Below are 22,945 nucleotides of genomic sequence, written 5' to 3' on the forward strand. Positions count from 1 at the left end.
ATCCTTACGAGACGTCGGCAGGTGCGTGCCAAATCGTGAGTCCATTTTGATCAACGTGTTGAAGAAGTTGATTCAGCTCAGTCCCATCCGGGAGAATTAAGTGAGGTGCGATTTCAGCAAGCGGATATAGCACGAACTCTCGTTCTTTCATGCCATAGTGGGGGATCACCAGTCGCTCAGAATTGATCACTGTATGACCATATAAGAGAATATCGAGATCTAAGGTTCTTGGCCCCCAACGTTCCTCTTTTCGCACTCGTCCCTGATCCAGTTCAATGGCTTGGGTATGATCTAATAATTCAAGTGGTTTTAAATGCGTTTTGATCTCAACGACAGCATTGATATAGTCCGGTTGATCCGTTGGCCCCATGGGCGTGCTGCTATACAGTTGAGATGCTTGAATAAATTCCGATTCAGGCAGATGTTGTAAGGCCTGAATCGCTTGCCGGGCCTGTTGGTCCGGCTGTGCCATATTACTCCCGATCGCAATATAAACCGTGATCATGACACTTCCTGTTTATTTTTTTTCTGTCCTGCTTGGCGTTGGCGCGCTTTCGCTTTTTTGGAGTTGATGCGGCCGATGTCATTGACCATCGCCTGACGCATATTTTTCCCGGCATTTTGGAATGTTTCCCACCACTGGGCGAGTTCTTGCGTTTCGCCCTCTTCGACGATGCCTCTCATGACTAAGAAGTCAAAGCCTGCCCGGAACTTATTGATATCCAATAAACGGAAAGCCCGTTTACCATGACGGCGTGAGAAACGCAGTTGCAGCTGCCAGATATCACGGATAGTTGCGGTATGGCGTCTTGGGATGGCGATTGTTTTGACCAATTGATCCAATATTTTGTTACCCGCTTCCATCACGGCATCGTAGTAACAGAGGTTTTTGGATTCCATAAATGTTTCGGCCAAATGAATCATCGGATACCAGAGAATCGCAGCAAACATAAATGCCGGATTGATTCTTTTCCCTTCCTCGATTCTTTGATCGGTTGAATCGAGTGACAGATCAAGCATCTTTTCCGTCGGTGAACTGTGATCATCGGTAAAGTAAGCAGAGATCATCGGGAACATTTGCTGGAACAAGTTGTACTGCCGCATCTGATGGTATGTTTCCAGACCATATCCGGTTTGCAACATTTTCAGTGACTCTTCATAGAGTCGGGCTGAAGGAATGTCTTGTAACAATGGTGCCAATGCTTCGATAGGGGCTGCCGTTTCTTCTTCGATATCGAAATCAAGTTTGACTGCAAAGCGAACGGCTCTTAGCATCCGTACCGGATCTTCGCGGTAACGGGTGTGCGGATCGCCAATCAAACGGATCAGTCGGTCTTCGATATCTTCAATGCCACCGGCGTAATCATGAATCGTATAATCAGCGATGTTGTAATACATGGCATTGACGGTGAAATCACGCCGTTCCGCATCTTCGTCGATTGTGCCGTAGACGTTGTCTCGCAGTAGCATTCCGGCTTCCGACTGACTCGATTTCTGACGGTCGTTCTCCTGATGATGACCACGGAATGTGGCGACCTCGACAATTTCACGCCCGAACATTACATGGGCAAGGCGAAAACGTCGGCCAATCAAACGGCAGTTGCGAAACAGCTTACGAACCTGTTCAGGCGTCGCATTGGTTGTAATGTCGAAATCTTTCGGGGATTCCCCCAGCAAAAGATCACGGACACCGCCACCGACAAGATAGGCCTCATAGCCTGAACTTTGTAGTCGGTAAAGCACTTTGAGTGCACTCTCGCTGATTTGTTTGCGAGAGATTTTGTGCTCTTGTCGCGTGAGGATATTTAGCGTCAAATCCGGATATACGCGATGAGCCTGTTCTGTAGTATCGTTTTTATTCATGAGCATCAGACAAGGATAAGAATCTCTACCTTGTTGTCTTTTGTTGACAGAATGTCTTTGTGGGTCAATTTGCGGCTAATCATAGCCTATTGGACTCAATTTGAGAATCATCGTGTGATTTCAAACGTCTCTGGGAGTTGATGAATATGCCAGTTTTGACAGCCCCAAGCAACAATTTCCGACAGTTCTGCTGCCTCGATATCGACGGGGAGCTGAAAGCCGAGAAATTTCATAGCTTGAATCAGGGTTGGCCGTGGGTTGTGTAGATCAATCGCTGGTGCATGATTTTGTTTCGAGAGTTTATGACCGGCTTGATCAACGGCTAGTGGTAAATGAAGGTAACTGACCGGGGGGTGACCCAATTGTTGATAGAGGCTGATTTGGCGTCCGGTCGGCTCAATCAAATCGGCACCGCGGACAACTTGCGTGATGCCTTGGTCAATATCATCGAGTACCACTGCCAGGTTGTACGCAAACAAACCATCCCGGCGTTTGATCGTAAAATCTTCTTGTGCTAATGCTAGCGGGATCTCAATTTTACCATGTTTTTCATCGTCAAACTGAGTAATTGGTGTCTCCACGCGTAAGCGAACGGCATATCCGGGCTGCGGGGTCAGTTGTCGGTGGCGGCAGGCACCATTGTAATAGCCGCCAGAGGCTTTGATTTGTTTTCGGGTACAACGACAATAGTATGCCTGACCTTGAGCAAGCCACTCATCAATCTGCGCTTGATAAACCGGATGACGATGACTTTGATACCAAACCGTTCGATCCCAGTGAAGCCCATAGGCTTCGAGGGTTTTCAGGATGAGATCCGCAGCGCCGGGCATTTCCCGTGGTGGATCGAGATCTTCAATTCTGACCAACCATTCTCCGTTCATGGCGTGAGCCTGAAAATAGCTGCCTAATGCCGCAACAAGGGAGCCAAAATGCAATGGGCCGGAAGGAGAAGGGGCAAAGCGCCCGATATAATTACTCATGTTCATCGATTGTATTGAAATGATCAGTGATGGAAGCTCACTAAGTTTAGATATAGCCGTATTTTGAACCGGATGACAATAACAAACAAGGGAGCAAATGCTCCCTTGTTTGTTATTGTATGAGGTAAGGTAATAAAGCTCGATTAACCTTGCATTTGTCTTTCTTTGATTTCTGCAAGCGTTTTACAGTCAATGCATAAATCAGCGGTTGGACGTGCTTCAAGGCGACGAACACCAATCTCAACACCACAAGATTCACAGAAACCGAAGTCTTCTTCTTCAATCTTACTTAGTGTTTTTTCGATCTTCTTGATTAAACGACGCTCTCTATCCCTATTGCGAAGCTCCAAGCTGAACTCTTCTTCCTGAGATGCACGATCAACAGGATCCGGGAAGTTAGCCGCTTCGTCCTGCATATGGTGGACAGTCCGCTCAACTTCTTCTCTAAGTTGGTTGCGCCAAGCTTGTAAAATTTTTGTAAAATGAGCGATCTGGCCCGGTGACATGTATTCTTCACCCGGTTGTTCCTGATATGGCTCAACACCTGCGATGGCTAGGATGCCTAGCGATTTTTTTTTGGATTCTGTCATACAGCATCTCCTACTAACACCTAGTCAACTGCGAGAGCAGTCTACTTAAGGCGGGTATCTATACCAGAAAGAAAAGGGGGTGGCAAACACTCGTTGTAAACTTGTTACCAATGTGCAGACAATATCAATATTTTATTGATTCGCTGATCCATTCTATCTTTGATACAAGTTTCATTTCATATTTGGAGAGTTCTGCTTTGTAGCACAGGACTTCCACGCCTTCCTTTTGAGCTTCTTCCAACAAACGTGAATATGTCGCGTCTATATGGAGGGCAGCCGATACTTTTTCAATCCCTGAGTGTAATACAGTAAATAAAAGTATGGCTCGTTTTCCATTTCGAGCAACCTCAATGAGTTCTCGAAGGTGTTTTTGTCCTCGAGTCGTGACCGCATCCGGGAAGTATCCCTGACCGGATGGCTTGGCATCTAGGGGAGAATACTCAAGTAACGTGACACTTTTCACTTCAATGTAGCAGTCCGGCCTAGAGTCGGCACTGAGGAGAATATCGATCCGACTGTTCTCCTGACCGTATTTCACTTCGGTACGTAAGGTGTCATATCCCTGAAGCTCTTCGATAATACCCGACTCAATGGCTTCACAAGCCAGTGTATTGGCACGAATCGTATTGACACAAATCCGATGTCCGTGTGTTGTTTCCGTCAACTCCCAACTGAACGGATACTTGCGTTTGGGGTTGTCCGAACGCGAAAACCATACCGTGTCACCGGGCGTTGCACAGCCTGTCATCGCGCCTGTATTGGCGCAGTGGATAGTGGTGGTCGTGCCATCGGGCAATTGAATATCAGCCAGAAAACGTTTGTAACGTTTTAACAGGACAGCGGGACTTAACGGGGGAGCAAACTGCATTTATTCACGTTTTTTCGGTACAATCATTTTCTCATTTAATCACAAGGGTGATGTTTTGTCACAGTCGTCAGCGTTATCTCAGTTACCCATAGAAGCCGTCATGGCTGAATTACTGGCAGCGATTGCCGATTGTCCTCAGGTCATTTTGAAAGCACCACCCGGTGCCGGGAAATCCACAGGTTTGCCGCTTGCTTTACTTCAGCAAAACATCATTACCGGCAAAATGATTATGTTGGAACCACGTCGACTCGCAGCGCGGAATATTGCCAATTATCTGGCTTCACAATTGGGAGAGTCGGTTGGCGAAACCATTGGTCTTCGGGTGCGGGGCATGACTCAAGTGAGCGCTCATACACGACTTGAAATAGTGACCGAAGGTGTGATGACGCGGATGCTGCAACAAGATCCCGAGCTGAAAGGGATTGATTTACTGATATTTGATGAGTTTCATGAGCGAAACTTAGATGCGGACATCTCACTGGCACTGGCATTAGAAGTACAAGAAGCATTACGCGACGATCTGAAATTACTGATTATGTCGGCCACGCTCGATGGCGCGGCTTTACAGGGCATATTGCCAGCGGCGGGTTACATTGAATCGACAGGGCGCAGTTATCCGGTCGAAGTGTATTATAAGACGCCCGCGGCCGGGGGACGGCTGATTGAAACCGCTGCGAAAGAAATTTCATCGCTGTTTTCACGTGAAACCGGCTCCATGCTGGTCTTCTTGCCCGGGGCTGGCGAGATTCAACGTCTCGCCCAACAGCTTGACGGGCAATTGACGGAGGATGTGTTGGTATGTCCGCTTTATGGTCAGCTTTCCGTGTCCCAGCAACAGCAGGCGATTGCACCGGCACCGATAGGCAAACGAAAAGTCGTGTTGGCAACCAATATTGCTGAAACCAGTTTGACCATCGAAGGGATTCGCATGGTTGTCGATTGCGGGCTTGAACGACTTGCTCAATGGGATCCGAAAACGGGGATTAGCCGACTTGAGTCTGTGCGTATCTCACGAGCCTCGGCTGAACAGCGAGCCGGACGAGCCGGGCGGTTAGCGCCCGGTATTTGTCTGCGTCTTTACAGTGAGGAAATGTTAGCCCGACAGCCGGTGGCACAACAGCCGGAGATCTTACGGGCTGACCTCACTTCGCTGGCAATGGAACTGGCACAGTGGGGATGCCGTTCACCCTCGGATTTACAGTGGTTAGATTGCCCGCCAGAACAGGCCCTCAAACAAGCGGAGTCGCTATTGGCTCGGCTGGGAGTGACTGATGATGGACGACTGACTGAGATAGGCAGTGCTATTTCACAGTTCGGGGTTGAGCCGCGGCACGGGGCAATGTTATGGCGTGCCAAACAGCATGGTGCATCTGTGGCTGCGACGGCAGTGATGTTAGTGGCGTTACTCGAAGAACCGCCAAGAGGAAACGCGAATCCTGATTTGCATTTTCAACTGAACTTAGTTGAAAGTGGTGCTTTGCCACGCAGCCAGTTTTACTTAAAACGTGCGAGGAAGCTATTCACGAAACTCGGGTATTCAGCACAACCGCTCAAGGTCTCTCATGAATGGGTCGCTCCTTTACTGGCAGCCGGTTTTCCCGACCGGATTGCATTATCGCGTGGTCAGTCTAGTCGTTACCGATTAGCCAATGGTCAGGGGGCGATGATGTTGCCGGATGAACCTCTGGCTGATGAAGCATTATTAGTCGTGGCTGACATTGTCAAAACGCAGCAGGGCGATAGTCGGATTTTTTCAGCGGTCCGTGCCGATCAAGCGATGTTGCAACAGGTACTCCCCCATCTGTTTACGTGGCGGGAATGGTTCGATTGGGATGATAATAAAGGACGACTGACCGCAGAAAAGCACCTGTGTTGTGGAAAGTTAGTACTGGAACGCCAGTCTTTAGGTGAACCTGATGCCGATAAGGCTGCTGAAGCTTTGCTGAATGCAGTGGTGCGAAAAGGCTTATCGATTTTGCCGTGGAATCCGGCCGCACGGAACTTACTTGAGCGATCGCGATGTGCACGAGACTGGTTACCCGAGTTAGGTATTCCCGCAATGGATGATGAAACGTTGCTTAATGAAGCGGCGCAATGGCTACTGCCTTATATGACAGGGATGAAAACATTGAAGGCGTTAGCGCAGCTTGATTTAGTCGCAGCGCTTGAGGCGCGTATCGGGTGGGATGTGAAGCAACGACTCGACCATGCGTTGCCTACGCACTATGTGGTGCCGACGGGCTCACGCTATCCCATCCGTTATCAACAAGGACAAGCGCCGGCTCTGGCGGTGAAATTACAGGAGATGTTCGGAGAACAGTCTTCTCCTCGGATTGCTCAGGGCCAAATTGCTTTAGTGCTTGAATTACTTTCACCGGCACAAAGGCCGTTGCAAATTACCCGTGATCTGGCGGCTTTCTGGCAAGGGGCCTACCGTGAAGTGCAGAAAGAGATGAAAGGACGATACCCCAAGCATCCCTGGCCGGATGATCCTGCCAACCACCAACCGACCAAAAAGATCAAAAAACAGCTGTAGCTATCGCTTTGTGGTGCCTCGCTGCATTGGTTGATAAATTTCAAGGTTTATTACCGGATGTTCTGCGGGGGCTTTGGGCTTATTGCTGAAAGTGAGTGGTAAGTGTCAACGATGTCAATAAACGTGCCGTGGCTGTTAATATTGTGTCAAACCAAGCGGTTCAAATTGACATTAAACCATAGGCTTAGTACACAAGATGAACAATCTCCAACCATGTTCATGCTCCAATACATCAGGTAACATAACTGCGAACCGATGACATCGCAGCGAAAGTTGCGAATCATCCAGAGCAGAGATAGAAACGAAGCGATAATTAATTCAATGAGTAGTCAAAAAAATCAGCAGAAGAGACGACGAACTGATCGTCGCGCATCCGAAACCAAAAAAGCGCAGAGTTCGAGTCACAAAACGGCCGCTAAACGCACTGGGTGGTTTAGTAAACTGTGGCGTATCGGATGGAAAGTCGGATTAACGCTTGCCATTGTGATTGGGTTCTATGGGGTTTATCTGAATAGCCTCGTCAGTCAGAAATTCGAGGGCCAACTTTTTGATCTTCCGACCGTTGTCTATGCCCGAATTTTATCGATGTCTCCCGGTGATGATATTAGTTTGGATGCGTTGCGGCATGAGTTGGATATTTTAAATTATCGCAAAGTGGCCCGGCCGCGTTATGCCGGAGAGTACTCGGCATCTTCAACCAAGATTGAATTGATTCGCCGTCCCTTTGAGTTTGCCGACGGGCCAGAACCGGATCGGCATGTGATGCTCTATTTTGACGATAATGGTTTAACCCGGATTGAGTCGTTGGACAAACATCAGGATGTCGGTTTTTTACGTCTGGAACCGAAGATGCTAGGGATGCTGGAGAAAAACATTACCGAGCAGCGTTTATTTCTGCGCCGGGAGCAATTTCCGGAAGTGATGATTGATGCACTACTGGCGACGGAAGACCGGAATTTTTATCAGCATGAAGGGGTTTCGCCGTTTGCTATCCTCAGAGCTTTGGTGGCAAATGTGCGAGCAGGCCGGACGGTTCAGGGGGGCAGTACGCTGACTCAACAGTTGGCGAAGAATATTTTTCTCTCTAGCCAAAGAACCCTTGTGAGAAAGCTGCAAGAAGCCTATATGGCGCTCATCATTGATTACCGTTTCAGTAAAGATCGCATTCTTGAAGCCTATCTGAATGAAGTGTATTTGGGGCAGAATGGTGCTGAAGAAGTGCACGGTTTCGGTCTCGCATCCCGTTTATATTTCGGACAGCCATTACAAGAATTGAGAATTGATCAATTGGCGTTACTGGTCGGTATGGTGAAAGGACCATCCTATTACAATCCGGTTCGTTATCCTGAGCGTGCCAGAGAGCGGCGTGATCTCGTGCTGAAACTGATGATGCAACAAGATATCCTAACCGCAAGGCAGTATGCTCAGGCCGTTGAACGCCCGTTAGATATTCAGAAACATCCACATATTGCCAGACGTCAGCCTGCTTATTTTCAGCAGTTGGCGATTGAATTGAAAGATAAAGTGGGTGATCGGTTTAAATCCGACAAAGGGTTGAGAGTCTTTACCACCTTGGATCCGGTCTCTCAGTCCGAGCTCGAAGATGCAGTACAAAAGAAAGTCCCGCAGTTGGGTAAAGGTTTGGAGGCTGCGGCGATTGCGGTGGATCGTCAGAGTGGTGAAATCCGGGCAATGGTCGGTGGGGTTCGGATCGGGTTCGATGGCTTCAATCGTGTGTTGAATGGCCAACGGCAAATCGGGTCGCTGGTGAAACCTGCAATTTATCTGACCGCATTGAACGATCCGGACAAATATAATCTGGCGACGACACTGGATGATCAGCCGATTCGTTTGAAATCGGATCGGGGAGACATCTGGACACCACAGAATTTTGATCATCAGTTCCGTGGCAACGTCCCGCTGTTTCTGGCATTGGCAAAATCCATCAACATTCCAACGATTAAGTTGGGGATGTCGCTGGGGATTCCCCAAGTGAGTGATATGCTGGTGGCTCTCGGTGTTGACGGACAAGAAATTCGTCCGGTGCCTTCGATGTTTTTAGGCTCGTTTTCACTCACTCCGATTGAAGTGGCACAAATGTATCAGACGCTCACCAACTCCGGCAGACGATCCAAGCTCTCGGCATTACGTTCGGTGATTGATCTGGACGGTAATGTCTTGTATCAGTCGATTCCGAAAAGTACGCAGGCCGTCTCACAGCAGGCTGCTTGGTTAACAACCTACGCGATGAAGCGGGGCGTGATTGAAGGAACCGGTCGGTATCTGCACAATCGTTTTTCCTGGGCGATGCTTGCCGGTAAAACCGGCACCAGTAATGACTATCGGGATAGCTGGTTCGTGGGTGTCGATGGACGTGAAGTGACCACTATCTGGGTTGGCCGGGATGACAATAAACCAACTGGATTAACGGGGGCGAGCGGGGCTTTACGTGTGTATGCCAATTATCTGCAAAAACGAGTACCGAAGGTCTTGCATTTGCCATGGCCGCAGGGCATTACCATGATTGGGTTTGATAAAGACCGTCGTGGTGCGCTCAGTCTCGACTGTGATAATAAATTCAAACTCCCGGTATGGGATGCGAACCACACATGGAAACAGCGGTGTGAAGAGAGTGATAAACCATTACGTTGGCTGAGAAAGATTTTCGAATGGTAGTGTTTTCATAAACGGCTATTGAGTGGTGGTCAGTACAGGCGCAGTATTGACCTCATGATACACGGCTGGAAAGACCATTTATCATCGGTTTTTTCAGCCGTAATTTTTGTGTGGCGAGATGTTTTTGGGTTTGGCTTGAAACTACCGTGAAAAGTTTCGTCGGAAGTTGTTGCGTGGGTCAAAGAGTATACATTTCCATTTATATGTAAGTTTGCTATTCTGCATCAACCGTTTGGCCTCCTCGGCTAAGATAATTTGAGTTTGTCTCTGCACGGAGTGCCAAGTTTCCAAGGACGTTCGTTCCTATAGCTATAATAAAGTGAATGAACCGCAATGAGAGGAAAAAGTCGTGCTTGAAGCCTATCGTAAACACGTCGAAGAGCGTGCCGCAGAAGGAGTTGTTCCTAAACCTCTGGATGCTGAACAAGTTTCTGGTCTGGTTGAGTTATTAAAGTCTCCTCCGCAAGGAGAAGAAGCATTCATTCTTGATCTGCTTGAAAATCGTATTCCCCCTGGTGTTGATGAAGCTGCTTATGTCAAAGCTGGTTTTCTTGCTGCTGTGGCAAAAGGAGAAGTGACCTCTCCGTTGATTGATCGAGTCAAAGCAACTGAGCTGCTGGGAACGATGCAAGGTGGATACAACATCGAACCACTGGTTTCTTTTCTTGATGATGAAATATTAGCCCCTACAGCTGCGAAGGCTTTATCTCATACGCTGTTGATGTTTGATGCTTTCTATGATGTCGAAGAAAAAGCCAAAGCAGGAAATACCCATGCTCAACAGGTACTTCAATCTTGGGCTGATGCCGAGTGGTTCTTGTCGAAAGAAAGTATGCCTGAAAAGGTAACCTTGACTGTATTTAAAGTGACCGGAGAGACCAATACTGATGATTTGTCTCCGGCACAAGATGCATGGTCTCGCCCTGATATTCCTGTTCATGCTTTAGCAATGCTCAAAAATGAGCGTGAAGGCATTGAACCCGATGATGTTGGGAAAGTCGGCCCCGTCAAACAAATGGAAGCGCTGTTGAAAGATAAAGGACATCCACTGGTTTATGTCGGTGATGTCGTCGGGACGGGTTCCTCAAGGAAGTCGGCAACGAACTCAGTGCTATGGTTTATGGGCGAAGACATTCCTTATGTACCGAACAAACGTGCGGGTGGTTATGTCCTCGGTGGTAAAATTGCACCGATTTTCTTTAACACCATGGAAGATGCGGGCGCATTGCCGATCGAAGTGGATGTCTCCAAGCTCAATATGGGCGATGTGATCGATATCTACCCCTATGAAGGCAAAGTTTGTGAACACGGTACCGATAAGGTGTTGGCTGAGTTCAAACTGAAAACAAATGTTCTGATTGATGAAGTGCGTGCCGGTGGCCGGATTCCACTCATTATCGGCCGTGGTTTAACCGAGAAAGCACGTGAATCCCTTGGTCTTGAAGTGTCAGATGTTTTCCGTCGTCCTTCACCGGTGAAAGACAGCGGCAAAGGCTTTACTCTGGCTCAGAAAATGGTTGGTAAAGCCTGCGGTGTTGAGGGCGTTCGCCCCGGTACTTACTGTGAACCAAAAATGACGACTGTGGGATCGCAAGATACCACCGGTCCAATGACGCGCGATGAACTGAAAGATTTGGCGTGTCTCGGCTTCTCGGCTGACTTGGTGATGCAGTCATTCTGTCACACTTCGGCTTATCCGAAGCCTGTGGATGTAAATACGCACCACACGTTACCTGATTTTATTATGAATCGCGGCGGCGTATCTCTCCGTCCGGGCGATGGTATCATCCACTCATGGCTCAACCGTATGTTGTTGCCGGATACAGTCGGAACCGGTGGTGATTCACATACCCGTTTCCCTCTGGGTATCTCTTTCCCGGCAGGGTCTGGTTTGGTGGCGTTTGCTGCTGCAACGGGTGTTATGCCGTTGGATATGCCTGAATCGGTCTTGGTGCGTTTTAAAGGTAAAATGAAGCCGGGAATCACGCTGCGTGATTTGGTTCATGCGATTCCTTATTTTGCGATTCAAGATGGTCTGCTCACGGTTGCGAAATCAGGTAAGATCAATGAATTCTCAGGCCGGATCCTCGAAATTGAAGGGTTGGAGCATTTAACTGTTGAGCAAGCGTTTGAGTTGTCTGATGCTTCAGCTGAACGGAGTGCTGCGGGTTGTACGGTTAAACTGTCTCAAGAGTCGATTGAAGAATATCTGCAATCGAACATTGTGATGCTTAAATGGATGGCTTCTGAAGGTTATGGTGATGTGCGGACGATCGAGCGTCGTGTGCGTGCTATGCAAGAATGGCTGGATAAGCCAGAGATGATGCATGCTGACGACAATGCTGATTATGCACATGTGCTGGAAATCGATTTAGACGATATCAATGAGCCGATTTTGTGTGCACCAAACGATCCGGATGACGCCCGCTTACTGTCAGAAGTGCAAGGCACACCGATTGATGAAGTCTTTATCGGTTCTTGTATGACGAACATTGGCCATTTCCGTGCCGCGGGTAAACTGCTGGATAATTACTCTGGTCAGTTAGAAACACGCTTGTGGGTAGCTCCGCCAACCAAAATGGATAAAGACCAACTGGTTGAAGAAGGCTATTACGGTATTTTTGGCCGTGCCGGAGTTCGAATCGAAACGCCTGGGTGCTCTCTGTGTATGGGTAACCAAGCCCGGGTTGCTGATAAATCAACGGTGATGTCTACCTCAACCCGTAACTTCCCGAACCGCCTTGGTGCTGGTGCGAATGTTTTCCTTGCGTCTGCGGAGCTGTCAGCCGTTGGTGCAATATTGGGACGCATTCCAACCACGCAAGAGTACCTTGAGTACGCTGCGAAAATCGATGCGACGGCTGCGGATACCTATCGTTATCTGAACTTCCATAAGATGAATCAGTATACCGAAAAAGCAGACACTGTGATTTTCCAAGAGCCTGCATAAGTTCTGGTGCTGTTGAATTGAGATCAATCCCTCCGTATGGAGGGATTTTTTTGTATAGAGAAAACCCCCAGCTAGGCTGGGGGTTCCGTAAAGCTTACAGCTATAAGTCAGTTATATAACCCCTTTCAATTTGATAAAAACGTCTTGTGGTCTGGCAACTACAAGAGTTAATTAAGAATTGAAAGGGGGTCCCAATGGGGGACGAAAAGAGCTTAGCGCACACGCGCTGGAACTGTAAATACCACATAGTCTTTGCACCGAAATATAGAAGGCAAGTGTTCTACGGAGAAAAACGTAGAGCAATAGGTGAAATATTGAGGAAACTATGTGAATGGAAAAATGTGAACATTCTTGAAGTGTGGAATGTTGCGCGAATCATATCCACATGCTTTTAGAAATACCGCCCAAAATGAGTGTTTCAGGGTTTATGGGGTATTTGAAAGGTAAAAGTAGCCTAATGCTTTATGAACGATTCGGGGATTTGAAGTTTAAATATAGAAATCGAGAATTTTGGTGCCGAGGTTATTATGTAGATACGGTAGGTAAGAATACGAGCAAGATACAAAATTACATCAAGCACCAACTAGAGCAGGATAAAATGGGAGAGCAATTGTCGATCCCGTATTCAGGTAGCCCGTTTACGGGCCGCAGGAATTAGTCATATGCAAATGTCAGATCACTACGCGCCTGCTAGGGCGCAGCCAGTAGGAGAGCCTTATAGGCGCATATGAAAAACCACCGGCTATGCCGGTGGATACTTTTTATCAGAAATTTCTTTCTCTTATATTCTATTTTGATGCCTAGCTGAGCGAATCGTCTGTGAACAATGATGCGGATGCAGGAGGACAGGTACCTGTATCTGATGCGACTTCCGTATATACTAGGTGTTGGTTTGACTGTATCTCGATGAATCTCGGTATTATGGAATTTGAATTTAGAAAAAATATTTTATTAGGTGAGTATTACGCTGCATTTAATATGGAGCACGCAGTTATTTCTCGTTTTCTTGAAGATGAAATAAACGCGGAGCGCACAATGATTGAGCAGATTTTACAATTGCTGCAATCCGCATATCAAGATGATCTCACTGAACAAGTCTGGTTTGGCAGAGAGATATCACTCAAGATTCTGGAAGGTGAAGTGACGATTTTTGAAAATACCCTGACACACGCCAATCATCATGATTTTGAAGATGAATTTGAGTTATATGAGAGTGAAAGTATCGCGACTTGTGGTCTCGATGATTTCGAATCGATGCTTATGCAATGGCAACAGTTTACGCAAAATTAATTATCTTCAGCCCACACCAATCGTTTTATCCCGAAACAAATCATTTCACTTTGCACAACTGTGGTGAACTTTTCGAAACCCGCTTTATTTTTGTGAAACCGTTGCACCATATTGATGCGACGGTGATTGGGTTTTACTCCTGCTGTTAATTTTATCGATTATAATCAATTAGTTAAAAAGTTGGCACGTACCTTGGATTCAAGAGTCAGTAACCGGAGTACAGCTCGAGAGAGGACGCCATGAAATTAATTAATGCAATTATAAAACCTTTTAAATTAGACGATGTCCGTGAGGCCTTATCTGATGTGGGGATCGAGGGAATGACCGTCTCAGAAGTGAAGGGATTCGGTCGTCAGAAAGGCCATACCGAGCTTTATCGTGGCGCCGAGTATCAGGTTGATTTTCTCCCGAAAGTCAAACTTGAAATCGCAACACAGGGAGACAATGTTGACCGTGTCGTTGAAGCCATCATGAAAGCAGCACACACAGGAAAAATCGGTGATGGTAAGATTTTTGTTTATGATCTGAGCCAAGCGGTACGAATCCGTACCGGTGAAACAGATTCAGAAGCACTTTAAAAGATTCTAAGGATTGGAGAGACTATTATGGAATTATCAGTAACAGTAACGGAGTTACGTTACGCGCTTGATACCTTTTACTTCCTCATTTCGGGCGCACTGGTCATGTGGATGGCTGCTGGATTTGCAATGCTGGAATCAGGTTTGGTTCGTTCAAAAAATACGACTGAGATTCTGACGAAAAACTTTGTATTGTACGCGATTGCTTGTACGTTATATCTCATCGTCGGCTATCACATTATGTATGTTGATAATGCTGATGGGGGCTGGTTGCCTTCAATTGGTGGATTAATCGGCTCTCAAGCTGCAGATGCAGACCACTCTTTAGAATCAGATTTCTTCTTCCAGGTTGTGTTTGTTGCAACAGCGATGTCCGTTGTTTCTGGCGCGGTGGCTGAGCGGATGAAACTGTGGGCATTCTTGATTTTCGCTGTGGTACTGACTGGCTTTATCTATCCTGTTGAAGGTTACTGGACATGGGGTGGTGGTTTCCTTTCTGCTGCTGGTTTCAGTGATTTTGCTGGCTCAGGTATTGTTCATATGGCTGGTGCAGCGGCTGCTTTAGCGGGTGTTTTGCTACTGGGTGCCCGCAAAGGCAAATATGGTAAAAATGGTGAAGTTCATCCGATTCCGGGGTCAAACATGCCGTTGGCAACACTGGGTACCTTCATTTTGTGGTTCGGTTGGTTTGGTTTCAACGGTGGTTCACAGTTGATGATTTCGGATGCTGCCAATGCGTCAGCGGTCGGTAAGATCTTCTTGAATACCAATGCTGCTGCGTCAGCAGGTGCATTAGCCGCATTATTAGTTTGTAAAACCACTTGGGGTAAAGCGGATTTAACCATGGTACTGAATGGTGCGCTGGCTGGTTTAGTTGCGATTACGGCTGATCCACTTTCTCCGTCGCCAATGTACTCGGTTGCCATTGGTGCTGTTGCCGGTGTGATTGTTGTCTTTGCGATTGTCGCGTTGGATAAATTAAAAATCGATGATCCAGTGGGTGCGATTTCTGTTCACGGTGTTTGTGGTCTGTTTGGCTTGATGGCTGTGCCAGTCAGCAATGCGGATGCATCATTTGGTTCTCAATTACTGGGTGCGGTGGTTATCTTTGCTTGGGTATTTGGTACCAGCCTGATTGTTTGGGGTATTCTCAAAGCAACCATGGGAATTCGTGTCACAGAAGAAGAAGAGATGGAAGGAATGGACATGCACGATTGTGGTGTCGGCGCTTATCCTGAATTCGTGACTTCGAAATAATTTCTCCCAGAGTCAAGCTATCTATATGATCAAAACCTGCCCTTTTCGGGCAGGTTTTTTTATGTCGCTGAGCGAGTATATTGCGCTGAATGTAAAGATGTTGAGCCAAGCATGAATCAAATCACAATGATAAATAGAATTAATAGGTTGCTTGATAAACGGCAAACTTATTGGTTTTGGCTAGCGTGTCACAACTTCCCAGTGTTTGTTCAATCAGCGGGGGATATTTGAGGAAACTGTTGGCAACAATCGATAACTTGCCTCGTGGTTTTAAATAATGAGGGGACTGAGTCAGGAATGTTTCACTGGCATGATAACTGGTCCCCAGTCCGGAATGAAACGGTGGGTTACTGATGAGATGATCGTAACGATCAGTCACATCTGAATAGATATCTGATGGGAAAACATGACCGCTCAGTCCGTTTGCAGCCAGCGTTGCTTTACTGGATTCAATGGCTAATGCACTGACATCACACATCGATAGGGTGACTGATGGATATTGTGCGGCAATGACAGTACCAATGACACCGGCACCACATCCGAAATCTAAGACGTCTCCGTGCATGTCGGATAGATTATCCAACAATAGCTGACTGCCAAGATCTAACTCCCCATGACTGAACACCCCGGGCAGGCTTTTCACGATAAGCTCTTTTTGCCGATAATTGACGGTGTAAGTTTTAAACCAGTCCTGCATATTGAACTGCTCTGGCGTCTGGCTACATTCTCCCCAGTAGAAAGAGCAGCGGCGTGCCGCATCATATTTACGAATTATTCCGTAGGATGCGAATAATGTTTCAATGCTTTTTATGCCAGAGCGATTTTCGCCGACCACCACAATTTCAGTCCCCGGACCGAGTTTGGTCATCAGCATTGCAAGCAGGTATGCTGCTTCCTGCTTCGCTTTTGGCCAGTAGAGCAATACCATATCGGCATGACAGTCATCACTCAATGTTGCGCCAAAGTAGGCCGTAACGTTTGAATCGTCCGCGATCTGCCGATAATAGCCATAGTGAGTGGTAAAGATGGCGACAGACTGACAAGTTTGTCGCAGTTGCAGGGGAAACTGATCTTCGATCTCTCCGGCAACCAGGAGATGTTTTCCCTGAAAATAGGAGAGTTGACGTTCAGCAATTTGGCTTGGGGCTGAATTCTGGGCTGAAAAATATTCGCTCGACATGATTGTGCTCTACATTCGATATCACAAAAAGATGCGCGATTTTCTCACAATCTGTGGATGGCTTGAAGTTATTTAGCTTTTATCCTGTCGGTTCAGAAATGACTGGAACTCTTCTTCATAGATATTGAACAGTACAATGGTGATCGCAAAGATCAGAGGGCCGTAGACTAATCCCATCAAACCGAACAGATGAATACCTCCAAGTAATGAGAAAAAGATCATGAGGGTATTCATCCCCGAGCTTCCTTGCATCAGAAAGGGGCGTAGTAAGTTATCAATTGAGCCGACGACGACGATACTCCAGACTGCGAGGAAAATCCCCCAGGAAATATCGTTGGTCAGCAACAGATAAGCACTGGCTGGTATCCATATCAATGCAGTACCGACAATCGGAATAAAGGAAGCAAAGCCAATCATCGTGCCCCAGAACAGACCGGGGAAACCCGCAAGCCACATCCCGAGACCTCCGGCAACACCCTGCGCGAGCGCCGTCAGAAAGGAGCCCATCACTGCTGACTTCGACACTTTCTCTATCTCTTCCAGCAATCGATCCTCCTGACTGCGAGACAGGGGCAGAACATGGCGCAATGTGGTGATGATTTTTTCATAATCGCGTAGCAGGAAAAACAGCACAAACAGCATCAGGAAAAAATCCATGATAAATGCTGTCGCATCACCAACGAGTTTGGCGCTGACACCGACAAGCTGTGTACCGGCCTGACTAGACATTTTGGCGACTCTTTCAGCAATCGCGGCTGGATCAATGGTATCAAAAGGTAAGTAGGTGTTCGCAAAGTCCATCGCTTTGACAACCCAAGGATGATTGAAAATTTCCTGAACACCACCGTGAGTCACCCACTGATAAAGCGTCTGCGAGAAACGAGCGCCTTGTTGAGCAATGGCACCGAACACCAATAATAGTGGCAGCACAATAATAAAAGTCAGAATGACGCAGGATAAAAATGAAGCGAAATTTCGATAAGGATTCAGTTTACGTTCCAGATATTGATGGAGCGGATAAATCAGTAAAGAAATAATAAAAGCCAGCATAATCGAATTGATATAGGGCTCGATGAGCAGATAACATGCGATGGCTGCAACAAGCAATGCAGCGATAATCACTCGATGACTAGAGATGGTATTCACGTTATTTCTACCTTCGATGACTTATATTTCAAATATAGGTCTGTATCATGACGATAATTCAGGTTGTTATCAATCATCGGCATGTTAGAAATGGTAAACACCTGCCATAAATTGTCTCTATCCGGAGATTTTAGCGAGAAATCTGGTAAAGAAAAGGCGCTCTGGTGGGAGCGCCTGAAATCTGGTTATTGTGAAGTCGCTTAGTCGTTTGCCATCATGGCGAAACAACGATCGACGGCTTCTAATGTCGCTTCTATTTCCTGAGAGGAGTGTGCCAGCGAAGTAAAACTGGCTTCAAACGCTGATGGAGCCATATAGACACCATGATCAAGCATCAGATGGAAGAAGCGTTTAAATTTCTCAACATCACAACGGGCGACATCTTCATAGCAGGTGACTTGTTGTTGCTCGGTAAAGAAAAAGCCGAACATCCCACCGACCTGATGTACCAGCAGTGGAATACCATGTTTGTCAGCAAAAAACTTAAAACCATCTGCAAGCTGTTTGGTTTTCGATGCCAGGCGTTTTTCGTTGCCTTCTTCTTTTAACAGACTAAGACATGCATAACCGGCAGCCATCGCGACTGGATTTCCAGAGAGTGTTCCTGCCTGATAAACGGGGCCGGTTGGTGCGATATACTGCATGATCTCTTTTCGGCCACCAAAAGCACCGACGGGCATCCCGCCTCCTATGACCTTACCTAACGTGGTTAAGTCAGGCTTGATATTATAGTGTGCTTGAGCGCCACCCAAGGCAACCCGGAATCCCGTCATGACTTCATCAAAAATCAACAAGGCGCCGGCATCATCACAGAGGGTTCTGAGCCCTTCAAGGAAACCTTCAACCGGTGGAATGCAGTTCATGTTACCGGCAACGGGTTCGACAATAATGCAGGCAATTTCGCCTTCATTGGCATCGAATAAAGCTTTGACTGAGTCGAGATCATTAAAACGAGCCGTTAATGTATATTTGGCAAAGTCAGCAGGTACTCCGGGAGAGCTGGGCTGACCCAGCGTGAGCGCACCAGATCCAGCTTTAACCAGAAGACTATCAGCATGACCGTGGTAACATCCCTCGAATTTGATAATTTTATCGCGGCCGGTATATCCGCGTGCCAGACGGATGGCACTCATAGTCGCTTCTGTGCCGGAGTTGACCATGCGTAACTGTTCCATCGATGGAACGAGTTGTGAAACCAGTTCAGCAATCGCTATTTCTTGTTCAGTCGGTGCACCAAAACTCAATCCTTTTTGTACCGCGCCAATCACCGACTCACGAATGACGCCATGATTATGACCTAGAATCATTGGACCCCATGAACCGACGTAGTCGATATAAGCTCTACCATCAACGTCAAAAACGAATGGACCGTCTGCTCTGTCGATAAAAATCGGCGTGCCACCGACACCATTAAAGGCGCGTACTGGCGAATTTACACCACCGGGAATGGTGGTTTGTGCCTGTTGATATAGATCAGATGATTTGGTCATGGGGATTATCCTCTTTTGAGTGGTTGGACCAACTTGGCAAGCATTGTACTATTCATCGTTCGAAGAGAAATATTTTTTTCGATTTTTTCCTGAAATGCCAATAGATGAATACACCTTGTTACTGAATTTGTGTCTGTTTGGTCGATCATTCTGAATGATGCCAAAGTTTTGTGTGGCCGGGCTATCACGTTACGGGGCGGTTGGGGCGCTCATTGTCATCTGAAAAAGAAAGTTTGTTTGATGTATGCGGTGAATACTTGAACGACTCAGTCAGGTATTAGATAATCAAGGCGGATAATAAAGTATATCTGATGCAACAATGTTGACTGCGGTTCTGTTGACTGAAACTATGTTAGCAAGAGATATCGAAGCATGAGAGAGGTCGTTGTGAGTGATTTAAATATACCGCTGACATTTTCTGATGCGGCAGCGAAGCGCGTGAAAGCGTTAATTGCCGAAGAAGAAAATCAGGAGCTCAAACTACGGGTTTATATTACCGGTGGTGGTTGTAGCGGTTTTCAGTATGGATTTACGTTTGATGAGAATGTAAATGATGGGGATATGACTATCGAAAATTGTGGCGTTACATTGGTGGTTGATCCAATGAGTCTGCAATATCTGATTGGTGGCGAGGTTGATTATACCGAAGGACTTGAAGGGTCTCGCTTTTTCGTCAATAACCCAAATGCGACAACTACGTGTGGTTGTGGTGCCTCATTTAGTGTCTGACGCTGTCTCATCCTGATGAACCATGTCGGATCGTCGTATTCGAGCCGACATGGCTGTTCCGTGTTCAAATTCTAATTCGCCCGTTCACTGTCCATCGATATTGCTCAATCATATTGTTCAAAGCCCGACGAATATTAATATTACACAGACTCAACCATTGTTGTGTAACGCAGTGACACCTTAACGTTTGGCATACATCAGATGACTGAAGCGTTCTAGCTGTTGTAATCTGATTTTAGCATTGGCGATAAATGTCTGTTTCGATTGTCCCAAAAGTGATGCCGATTGAGGAAGAGACACTGTCCGTGGATTTTTGTGTACGCCATGAACGAGGAATTCGTAGTGCAGGTGTGGCCCTGTGACTCGGCCTGTACCACCCAGAGCACCGATTTTTTGTCCTTGTTTCACCCGTTGGCCGGTTTTCACATATCGGCGTTTCAGGTGAAGGTATTTGGTCATATAGGTATTACTGTGTTTGATAAAGACATAATTCCCGTTGAAGCGGTTATAACTCGACTTCACGACGACACCATCACCGGCTGCCCAAATGGGTGTTCCGACCGGAGCAACGTAATCTGTACCGCGATGAGGTCTGACTCTGCCGGTCACCGGATGCAGCCTGCGTGGGTTGAAGTTTGATGAAACACGACGAAAATCGAGCGGGGAGCGCAAGAATGCTTTCTTCATGGCTCGTCCATTCTCATCATAATAATCACCATTCTCATCGTTGATAATCGCTTTAAATGTCGTGCCCTGATTGGTAAACGTTGCGGCAATGATATTGCCCTTACCGACAATTTCACCTTCGACGACCTCTTCCAGATAGAGCAGGCTGAACGTATCTCCTTTGCGAATATCCAAGGCAAAGTCAATGTCCCAACCAAAAATACCAGCCAGCGCCATAATTTGATTCGGGGTTAAACCTGCATTGACCGCAGCATTCCAGAAGTTAGATGTAATTTGGGCTTCAGCGTAATTATATTGATAGTGCACTTCTTTTTTATCTAATTTCGCGGTAAAGCCATGCTCTGACTTGGTAATCATGAACGCTTCGTAGGTCGAAAGACTTCGTCGCAATTGCACCAGTTGATCATTTTCATCAAAACCGAAGCTGAGTTCGTCTCCGGGGCGGAGTCGGGTGAGTTGCTGTTTGATCTCCGGATCACTGGCGGTTAATTCATACAAAAGACGTGATGATAGCCCGATACGCTGAAACAAAACGGCGGCACTCTCTCCGGACTTTACCTGATATTGTTCCCATCTGAGCGTTGCTGTCGGTGCAATCGCTACTCCGGGAGAAAGCGCTTCTGCATTGATTGAGAGTGGATAATGACGACCGATTTCGAGATGCTTTTCTTTTCCTTGAAGCTCTTGGGGATTGGGCAGAAAAAAAATAGCGATCACGATTAAAGCGGAGAAACACCCAATCAGTATTTGATGTAATCGTGGCAGACGAGCAAAAATAGACAACATATAGACAGCGTTTTACCGATGGTTCATAAAATCCTTAGAACAATAGTTTAACTGGTTTCAAAATGCATCGCTATTCAAGTAATATGTCTAACTAATAAATTTCTGCCAAATTTGTGGAGTGAACGAGAATGGCGACAATTGAAACCGCATTAGCTGAAATCAAGCGCGGTGTTGAGGAGTTGATTCCTGAAGAGGAATTGATCGCAAAACTGAAAGAGGGCCGTCCGTTAAGAATTAAGTTGGGTGCTGATCCAACTGCACCGGATATTCATTTGGGCCATACTGTTATCCTGAATAAGTTACGTGCATTTCAGGATCTGGGACATGAGGTGACTTTCCTTATCGGTGATTTTACCGGTATGGTTGGTGATCCGACAGGAAAAAATACCACGCGCCCGCCATTGACCCGCGAAGATGTGATTCGTAATGCTGAAACATACAAAGAGCAGGTTTTTAAAATTCTCGATCCTGAAAAAACAAAAATTCAGTTTAATTCCGAGTGGCTTTCTCAATTAGGTGCCGAAGGAATGCTTCGTCTGGCATCTAATCAGACGGTTGCCCGAATGTTAGAGCGGGATGATTTTAAAAAGCGTTATCATAGTGGTCAGGCGATTGCGATTCATGAATTTATGTATCCGCTCCTGCAAGGCTATGATTCCGTAGCGATGGAAACCGACGTTGAGCTTGGTGGGACAGACCAAAAGTTTAATTTGCTGATGGGGCGTGAATTGCAAAAAGCACACGGTCAAAAACAGCAGGTTGTACTGATGATGCCACTACTCGTTGGTTTGGACGGCGAGAAGAAAATGTCGAAGTCGGCTCACAACTATATCGGCATCGATGAGGCGCCCGAAGAAATGTTTGGCAAAATCATGTCGATTTCAGATGAGTTGATGTGGAGTTATTACGATTTGTTGTCATTCCGACCTCTTTCTGAGATCCAGCAATTCAAGTCAGATGTTGCAGGTGGTAAGAATCCTCGTGATATTAAAATCTTGCTGGCGAAAGAAATCATTGCACGTTTCCATGATGAAGCAGCAGCGGATGCGGCTGAGCAAGAGTTCATTGCTCGGTTCCAGAAAGGTGCTATTCCTGATGAGATGCCTGAATTCACATTTGCATCCGGTATTGCCATCGGCAATATCCTGAAGGATGCAGGTCTGGTGGGTTCAACATCGGATGCCATGCGGATGATTCGTCAAGGCGCTGCCAAGGCGGCTGGTGAGAAAATCCAAGATACCAAATGGATTCCTGAGCATGGCACCTATGTGCTTCAGGTTGGCAAACGCAAGTTCGCCCGCGTGACCATCCAGTAAATATCGTTCAAATAAAGCCTGAT

At 46.8% G+C, this 22,945-nt stretch carries 17 protein-coding genes and 1 pseudogene; 9 read left to right on the forward strand and 9 right to left on the reverse strand.

The genetic code is table 11. The features are described from left to right. Positions 1-4: 4 nt before the first annotated feature. The 5 genes from folK to sfsA form a co-directional block, all read right to left on the reverse strand. Entirely contained in the window at positions 5-505 is a 501-nt protein-coding gene (gene folK, locus MKS89_RS02650) for a 2-amino-4-hydroxy-6-hydroxymethyldihydropteridine diphosphokinase (protein WP_072959997.1), read from the reverse strand. Further along, positions 502-1,869, reverse strand: a complete 1,368-nt coding sequence (gene pcnB, locus MKS89_RS02655; RefSeq protein ID WP_072959994.1) for a polynucleotide adenylyltransferase PcnB — start codon at positions 1,867-1,869, stop codon at positions 502-504. Before pcnB ends, folK begins: the two co-directional genes overlap by 4 nt. A 101-nt stretch (positions 1,870-1,970) precedes the next feature. Next, on the reverse strand, positions 1,971-2,843 hold the full coding sequence (gluQRS, locus tag MKS89_RS02660) for a tRNA glutamyl-Q(34) synthetase GluQRS (protein ID WP_072960286.1): 873 nt from the start codon (positions 2,841-2,843) through the stop codon (positions 1,971-1,973). A gap of 143 nt (positions 2,844-2,986) precedes the next feature. Further along, positions 2,987-3,433 (reverse strand): RNA polymerase-binding protein DksA, encoded by a 447-nt coding sequence (dksA, locus tag MKS89_RS02665; RefSeq protein ID WP_072959991.1) that lies wholly within the window; start codon positions 3,431-3,433, stop codon positions 2,987-2,989. Positions 3,434-3,557: 124 nt separating this feature from the next. After that, entirely contained in the window at positions 3,558-4,301 is a 744-nt protein-coding gene (gene sfsA, locus MKS89_RS02670; protein WP_072959988.1) for a DNA/RNA nuclease SfsA, read from the reverse strand. A 100-nt stretch (positions 4,302-4,401) separates the two neighbouring features. On the opposite strand from sfsA, the gene hrpB reads away from it, so the two are divergent. The 7 genes and pseudogenes from hrpB to MKS89_RS02705 all read left to right on the forward strand — a co-directional run bounded on the left by hrpB (position 4,402) and on the right by MKS89_RS02705 (position 15,588). Next, a complete protein-coding gene (hrpB, locus tag MKS89_RS02675; RefSeq protein ID WP_106406968.1) occupies positions 4,402-6,837 on the forward strand; it encodes an ATP-dependent helicase HrpB in 2,436 nt (811 codons plus the stop codon). A 321-nt stretch (positions 6,838-7,158) separates the two neighbouring features. Continuing rightward, positions 7,159-9,513 (forward strand): penicillin-binding protein 1B, encoded by a 2,355-nt coding sequence (gene mrcB, locus MKS89_RS02680; protein WP_072959983.1) that lies wholly within the window; start codon positions 7,159-7,161, stop codon positions 9,511-9,513. 349 nt (positions 9,514-9,862) lie between these two features. Further along, positions 9,863-12,463 carry a bifunctional aconitate hydratase 2/2-methylisocitrate dehydratase gene (gene acnB / locus MKS89_RS02685; RefSeq protein ID WP_072959981.1) on the forward strand — a complete coding sequence of 867 codons (2,601 nt, stop codon included), beginning with the start codon at positions 9,863-9,865 and terminating at the stop codon, positions 12,461-12,463. A gap of 194 nt (positions 12,464-12,657) precedes the next feature. Next, positions 12,658-13,121 (forward strand): annotated as a pseudogene (gene tnpA / locus MKS89_RS02690) (IS200/IS605 family transposase). A 263-nt stretch (positions 13,122-13,384) separates the two neighbouring features. Continuing rightward, positions 13,385-13,753 (forward strand): YacL family protein, encoded by a 369-nt coding sequence (locus MKS89_RS02695; RefSeq protein WP_072961393.1) that lies wholly within the window; start codon positions 13,385-13,387, stop codon positions 13,751-13,753. A gap of 239 nt (positions 13,754-13,992) precedes the next feature. Beyond that, complete coding sequence (glnK, locus tag MKS89_RS02700) at positions 13,993-14,331, forward strand: P-II family nitrogen regulator (RefSeq protein WP_021020598.1); 339 nt, start codon at positions 13,993-13,995, stop codon at positions 14,329-14,331. 27 nt (positions 14,332-14,358) lie between these two features. After that, the gene (locus MKS89_RS02705) at positions 14,359-15,588 is read left to right on the forward strand and encodes an ammonium transporter (protein ID WP_072961356.1); all 1,230 of its coding nucleotides are present in this window, start codon (positions 14,359-14,361) and stop codon (positions 15,586-15,588) included. A gap of 139 nt (positions 15,589-15,727) precedes the next feature. Here MKS89_RS02705 and rsmC read toward each other — a convergent pair whose 3' ends face one another. The 3 genes from rsmC to hemL form a co-directional block, all read right to left on the reverse strand. Then, entirely contained in the window at positions 15,728-16,768 is a 1,041-nt protein-coding gene (gene rsmC / locus MKS89_RS02710) for a 16S rRNA (guanine(1207)-N(2))-methyltransferase RsmC (RefSeq protein ID WP_072961353.1), read from the reverse strand. Between the two features lie 72 nt (positions 16,769-16,840). Then, complete coding sequence (locus tag MKS89_RS02715) at positions 16,841-17,914, reverse strand: AI-2E family transporter (RefSeq protein WP_072961350.1); 1,074 nt, start codon at positions 17,912-17,914, stop codon at positions 16,841-16,843. Positions 17,915-18,114: 200 nt separating this feature from the next. Then, positions 18,115-19,404 carry a glutamate-1-semialdehyde 2,1-aminomutase gene (hemL, locus tag MKS89_RS02720; RefSeq protein WP_072961347.1) on the reverse strand — a complete coding sequence of 430 codons (1,290 nt, stop codon included), beginning with the start codon at positions 19,402-19,404 and terminating at the stop codon, positions 18,115-18,117. Between the two features lie 387 nt (positions 19,405-19,791). Between hemL and erpA the strand changes: the two genes are divergently transcribed. Beyond that, positions 19,792-20,133 (forward strand): iron-sulfur cluster insertion protein ErpA, encoded by a 342-nt coding sequence (gene erpA / locus MKS89_RS02725; RefSeq protein WP_027694229.1) that lies wholly within the window; start codon positions 19,792-19,794, stop codon positions 20,131-20,133. A gap of 180 nt (positions 20,134-20,313) precedes the next feature. Here erpA and shyC read toward each other — a convergent pair whose 3' ends face one another. Then, the gene (gene shyC, locus MKS89_RS02730; protein ID WP_072961344.1) at positions 20,314-21,606 is read right to left on the reverse strand and encodes a peptidoglycan DD-endopeptidase ShyC; all 1,293 of its coding nucleotides are present in this window, start codon (positions 21,604-21,606) and stop codon (positions 20,314-20,316) included. A gap of 128 nt (positions 21,607-21,734) precedes the next feature. Here shyC and tyrS point away from each other — a divergent pair, with 128 nt between their 5' ends. Then, positions 21,735-22,922 (forward strand): tyrosine--tRNA ligase, encoded by a 1,188-nt coding sequence (gene tyrS, locus MKS89_RS02735; RefSeq protein ID WP_072961341.1) that lies wholly within the window; start codon positions 21,735-21,737, stop codon positions 22,920-22,922. Positions 22,923-22,945: the final 23 nt, after the last annotated feature.

This window comes from Vibrio gazogenes (assembly GCF_023920225.1).
Classification (GTDB): domain Bacteria; phylum Pseudomonadota; class Gammaproteobacteria; order Enterobacterales; family Vibrionaceae; genus Vibrio; species Vibrio gazogenes.

Coding starts and splice junctions, on each gene's coding strand:
- dksA (WP_072959991.1), bottom strand. CDS start 3,433: ATGACAGAATCCAAAAAAAAATCGCTAGGCATCCTAGCCATCGCAGGT.
- gluQRS (WP_072960286.1), bottom strand. CDS start 2,843: ATGAGTAATTATATCGGGCGCTTTGCCCCTTCTCCTTCCGGCCCATTG.
- MKS89_RS02705 (WP_072961356.1), top strand. CDS start 14,359: ATGGAATTATCAGTAACAGTAACGGAGTTACGTTACGCGCTTGATACC.
- mrcB (WP_072959983.1), top strand. CDS start 7,159: ATGAGTAGTCAAAAAAATCAGCAGAAGAGACGACGAACTGATCGTCGC.
- hemL (WP_072961347.1), bottom strand. CDS start 19,404: ATGACCAAATCATCTGATCTATATCAACAGGCACAAACCACCATTCCC.
- MKS89_RS02695 (WP_072961393.1), top strand. CDS start 13,385: ATGGAATTTGAATTTAGAAAAAATATTTTATTAGGTGAGTATTACGCT.
- sfsA (WP_072959988.1), bottom strand. CDS start 4,301: ATGCAGTTTGCTCCCCCGTTAAGTCCCGCTGTCCTGTTAAAACGTTAC.
- shyC (WP_072961344.1), bottom strand. CDS start 21,606: ATGTTGTCTATTTTTGCTCGTCTGCCACGATTACATCAAATACTGATT.
- pcnB (WP_072959994.1), bottom strand. CDS start 1,869: ATGCTCATGAATAAAAACGATACTACAGAACAGGCTCATCGCGTATAT.
- tyrS (WP_072961341.1), top strand. CDS start 21,735: ATGGCGACAATTGAAACCGCATTAGCTGAAATCAAGCGCGGTGTTGAG.
- rsmC (WP_072961353.1), bottom strand. CDS start 16,768: ATGTCGAGCGAATATTTTTCAGCCCAGAATTCAGCCCCAAGCCAAATT.
- glnK (WP_021020598.1), top strand. CDS start 13,993: ATGAAATTAATTAATGCAATTATAAAACCTTTTAAATTAGACGATGTC.
- folK (WP_072959997.1), bottom strand. CDS start 505: ATGATCACGGTTTATATTGCGATCGGGAGTAATATGGCACAGCCGGAC.
- hrpB (WP_106406968.1), top strand. CDS start 4,402: ATGGCTGAATTACTGGCAGCGATTGCCGATTGTCCTCAGGTCATTTTG.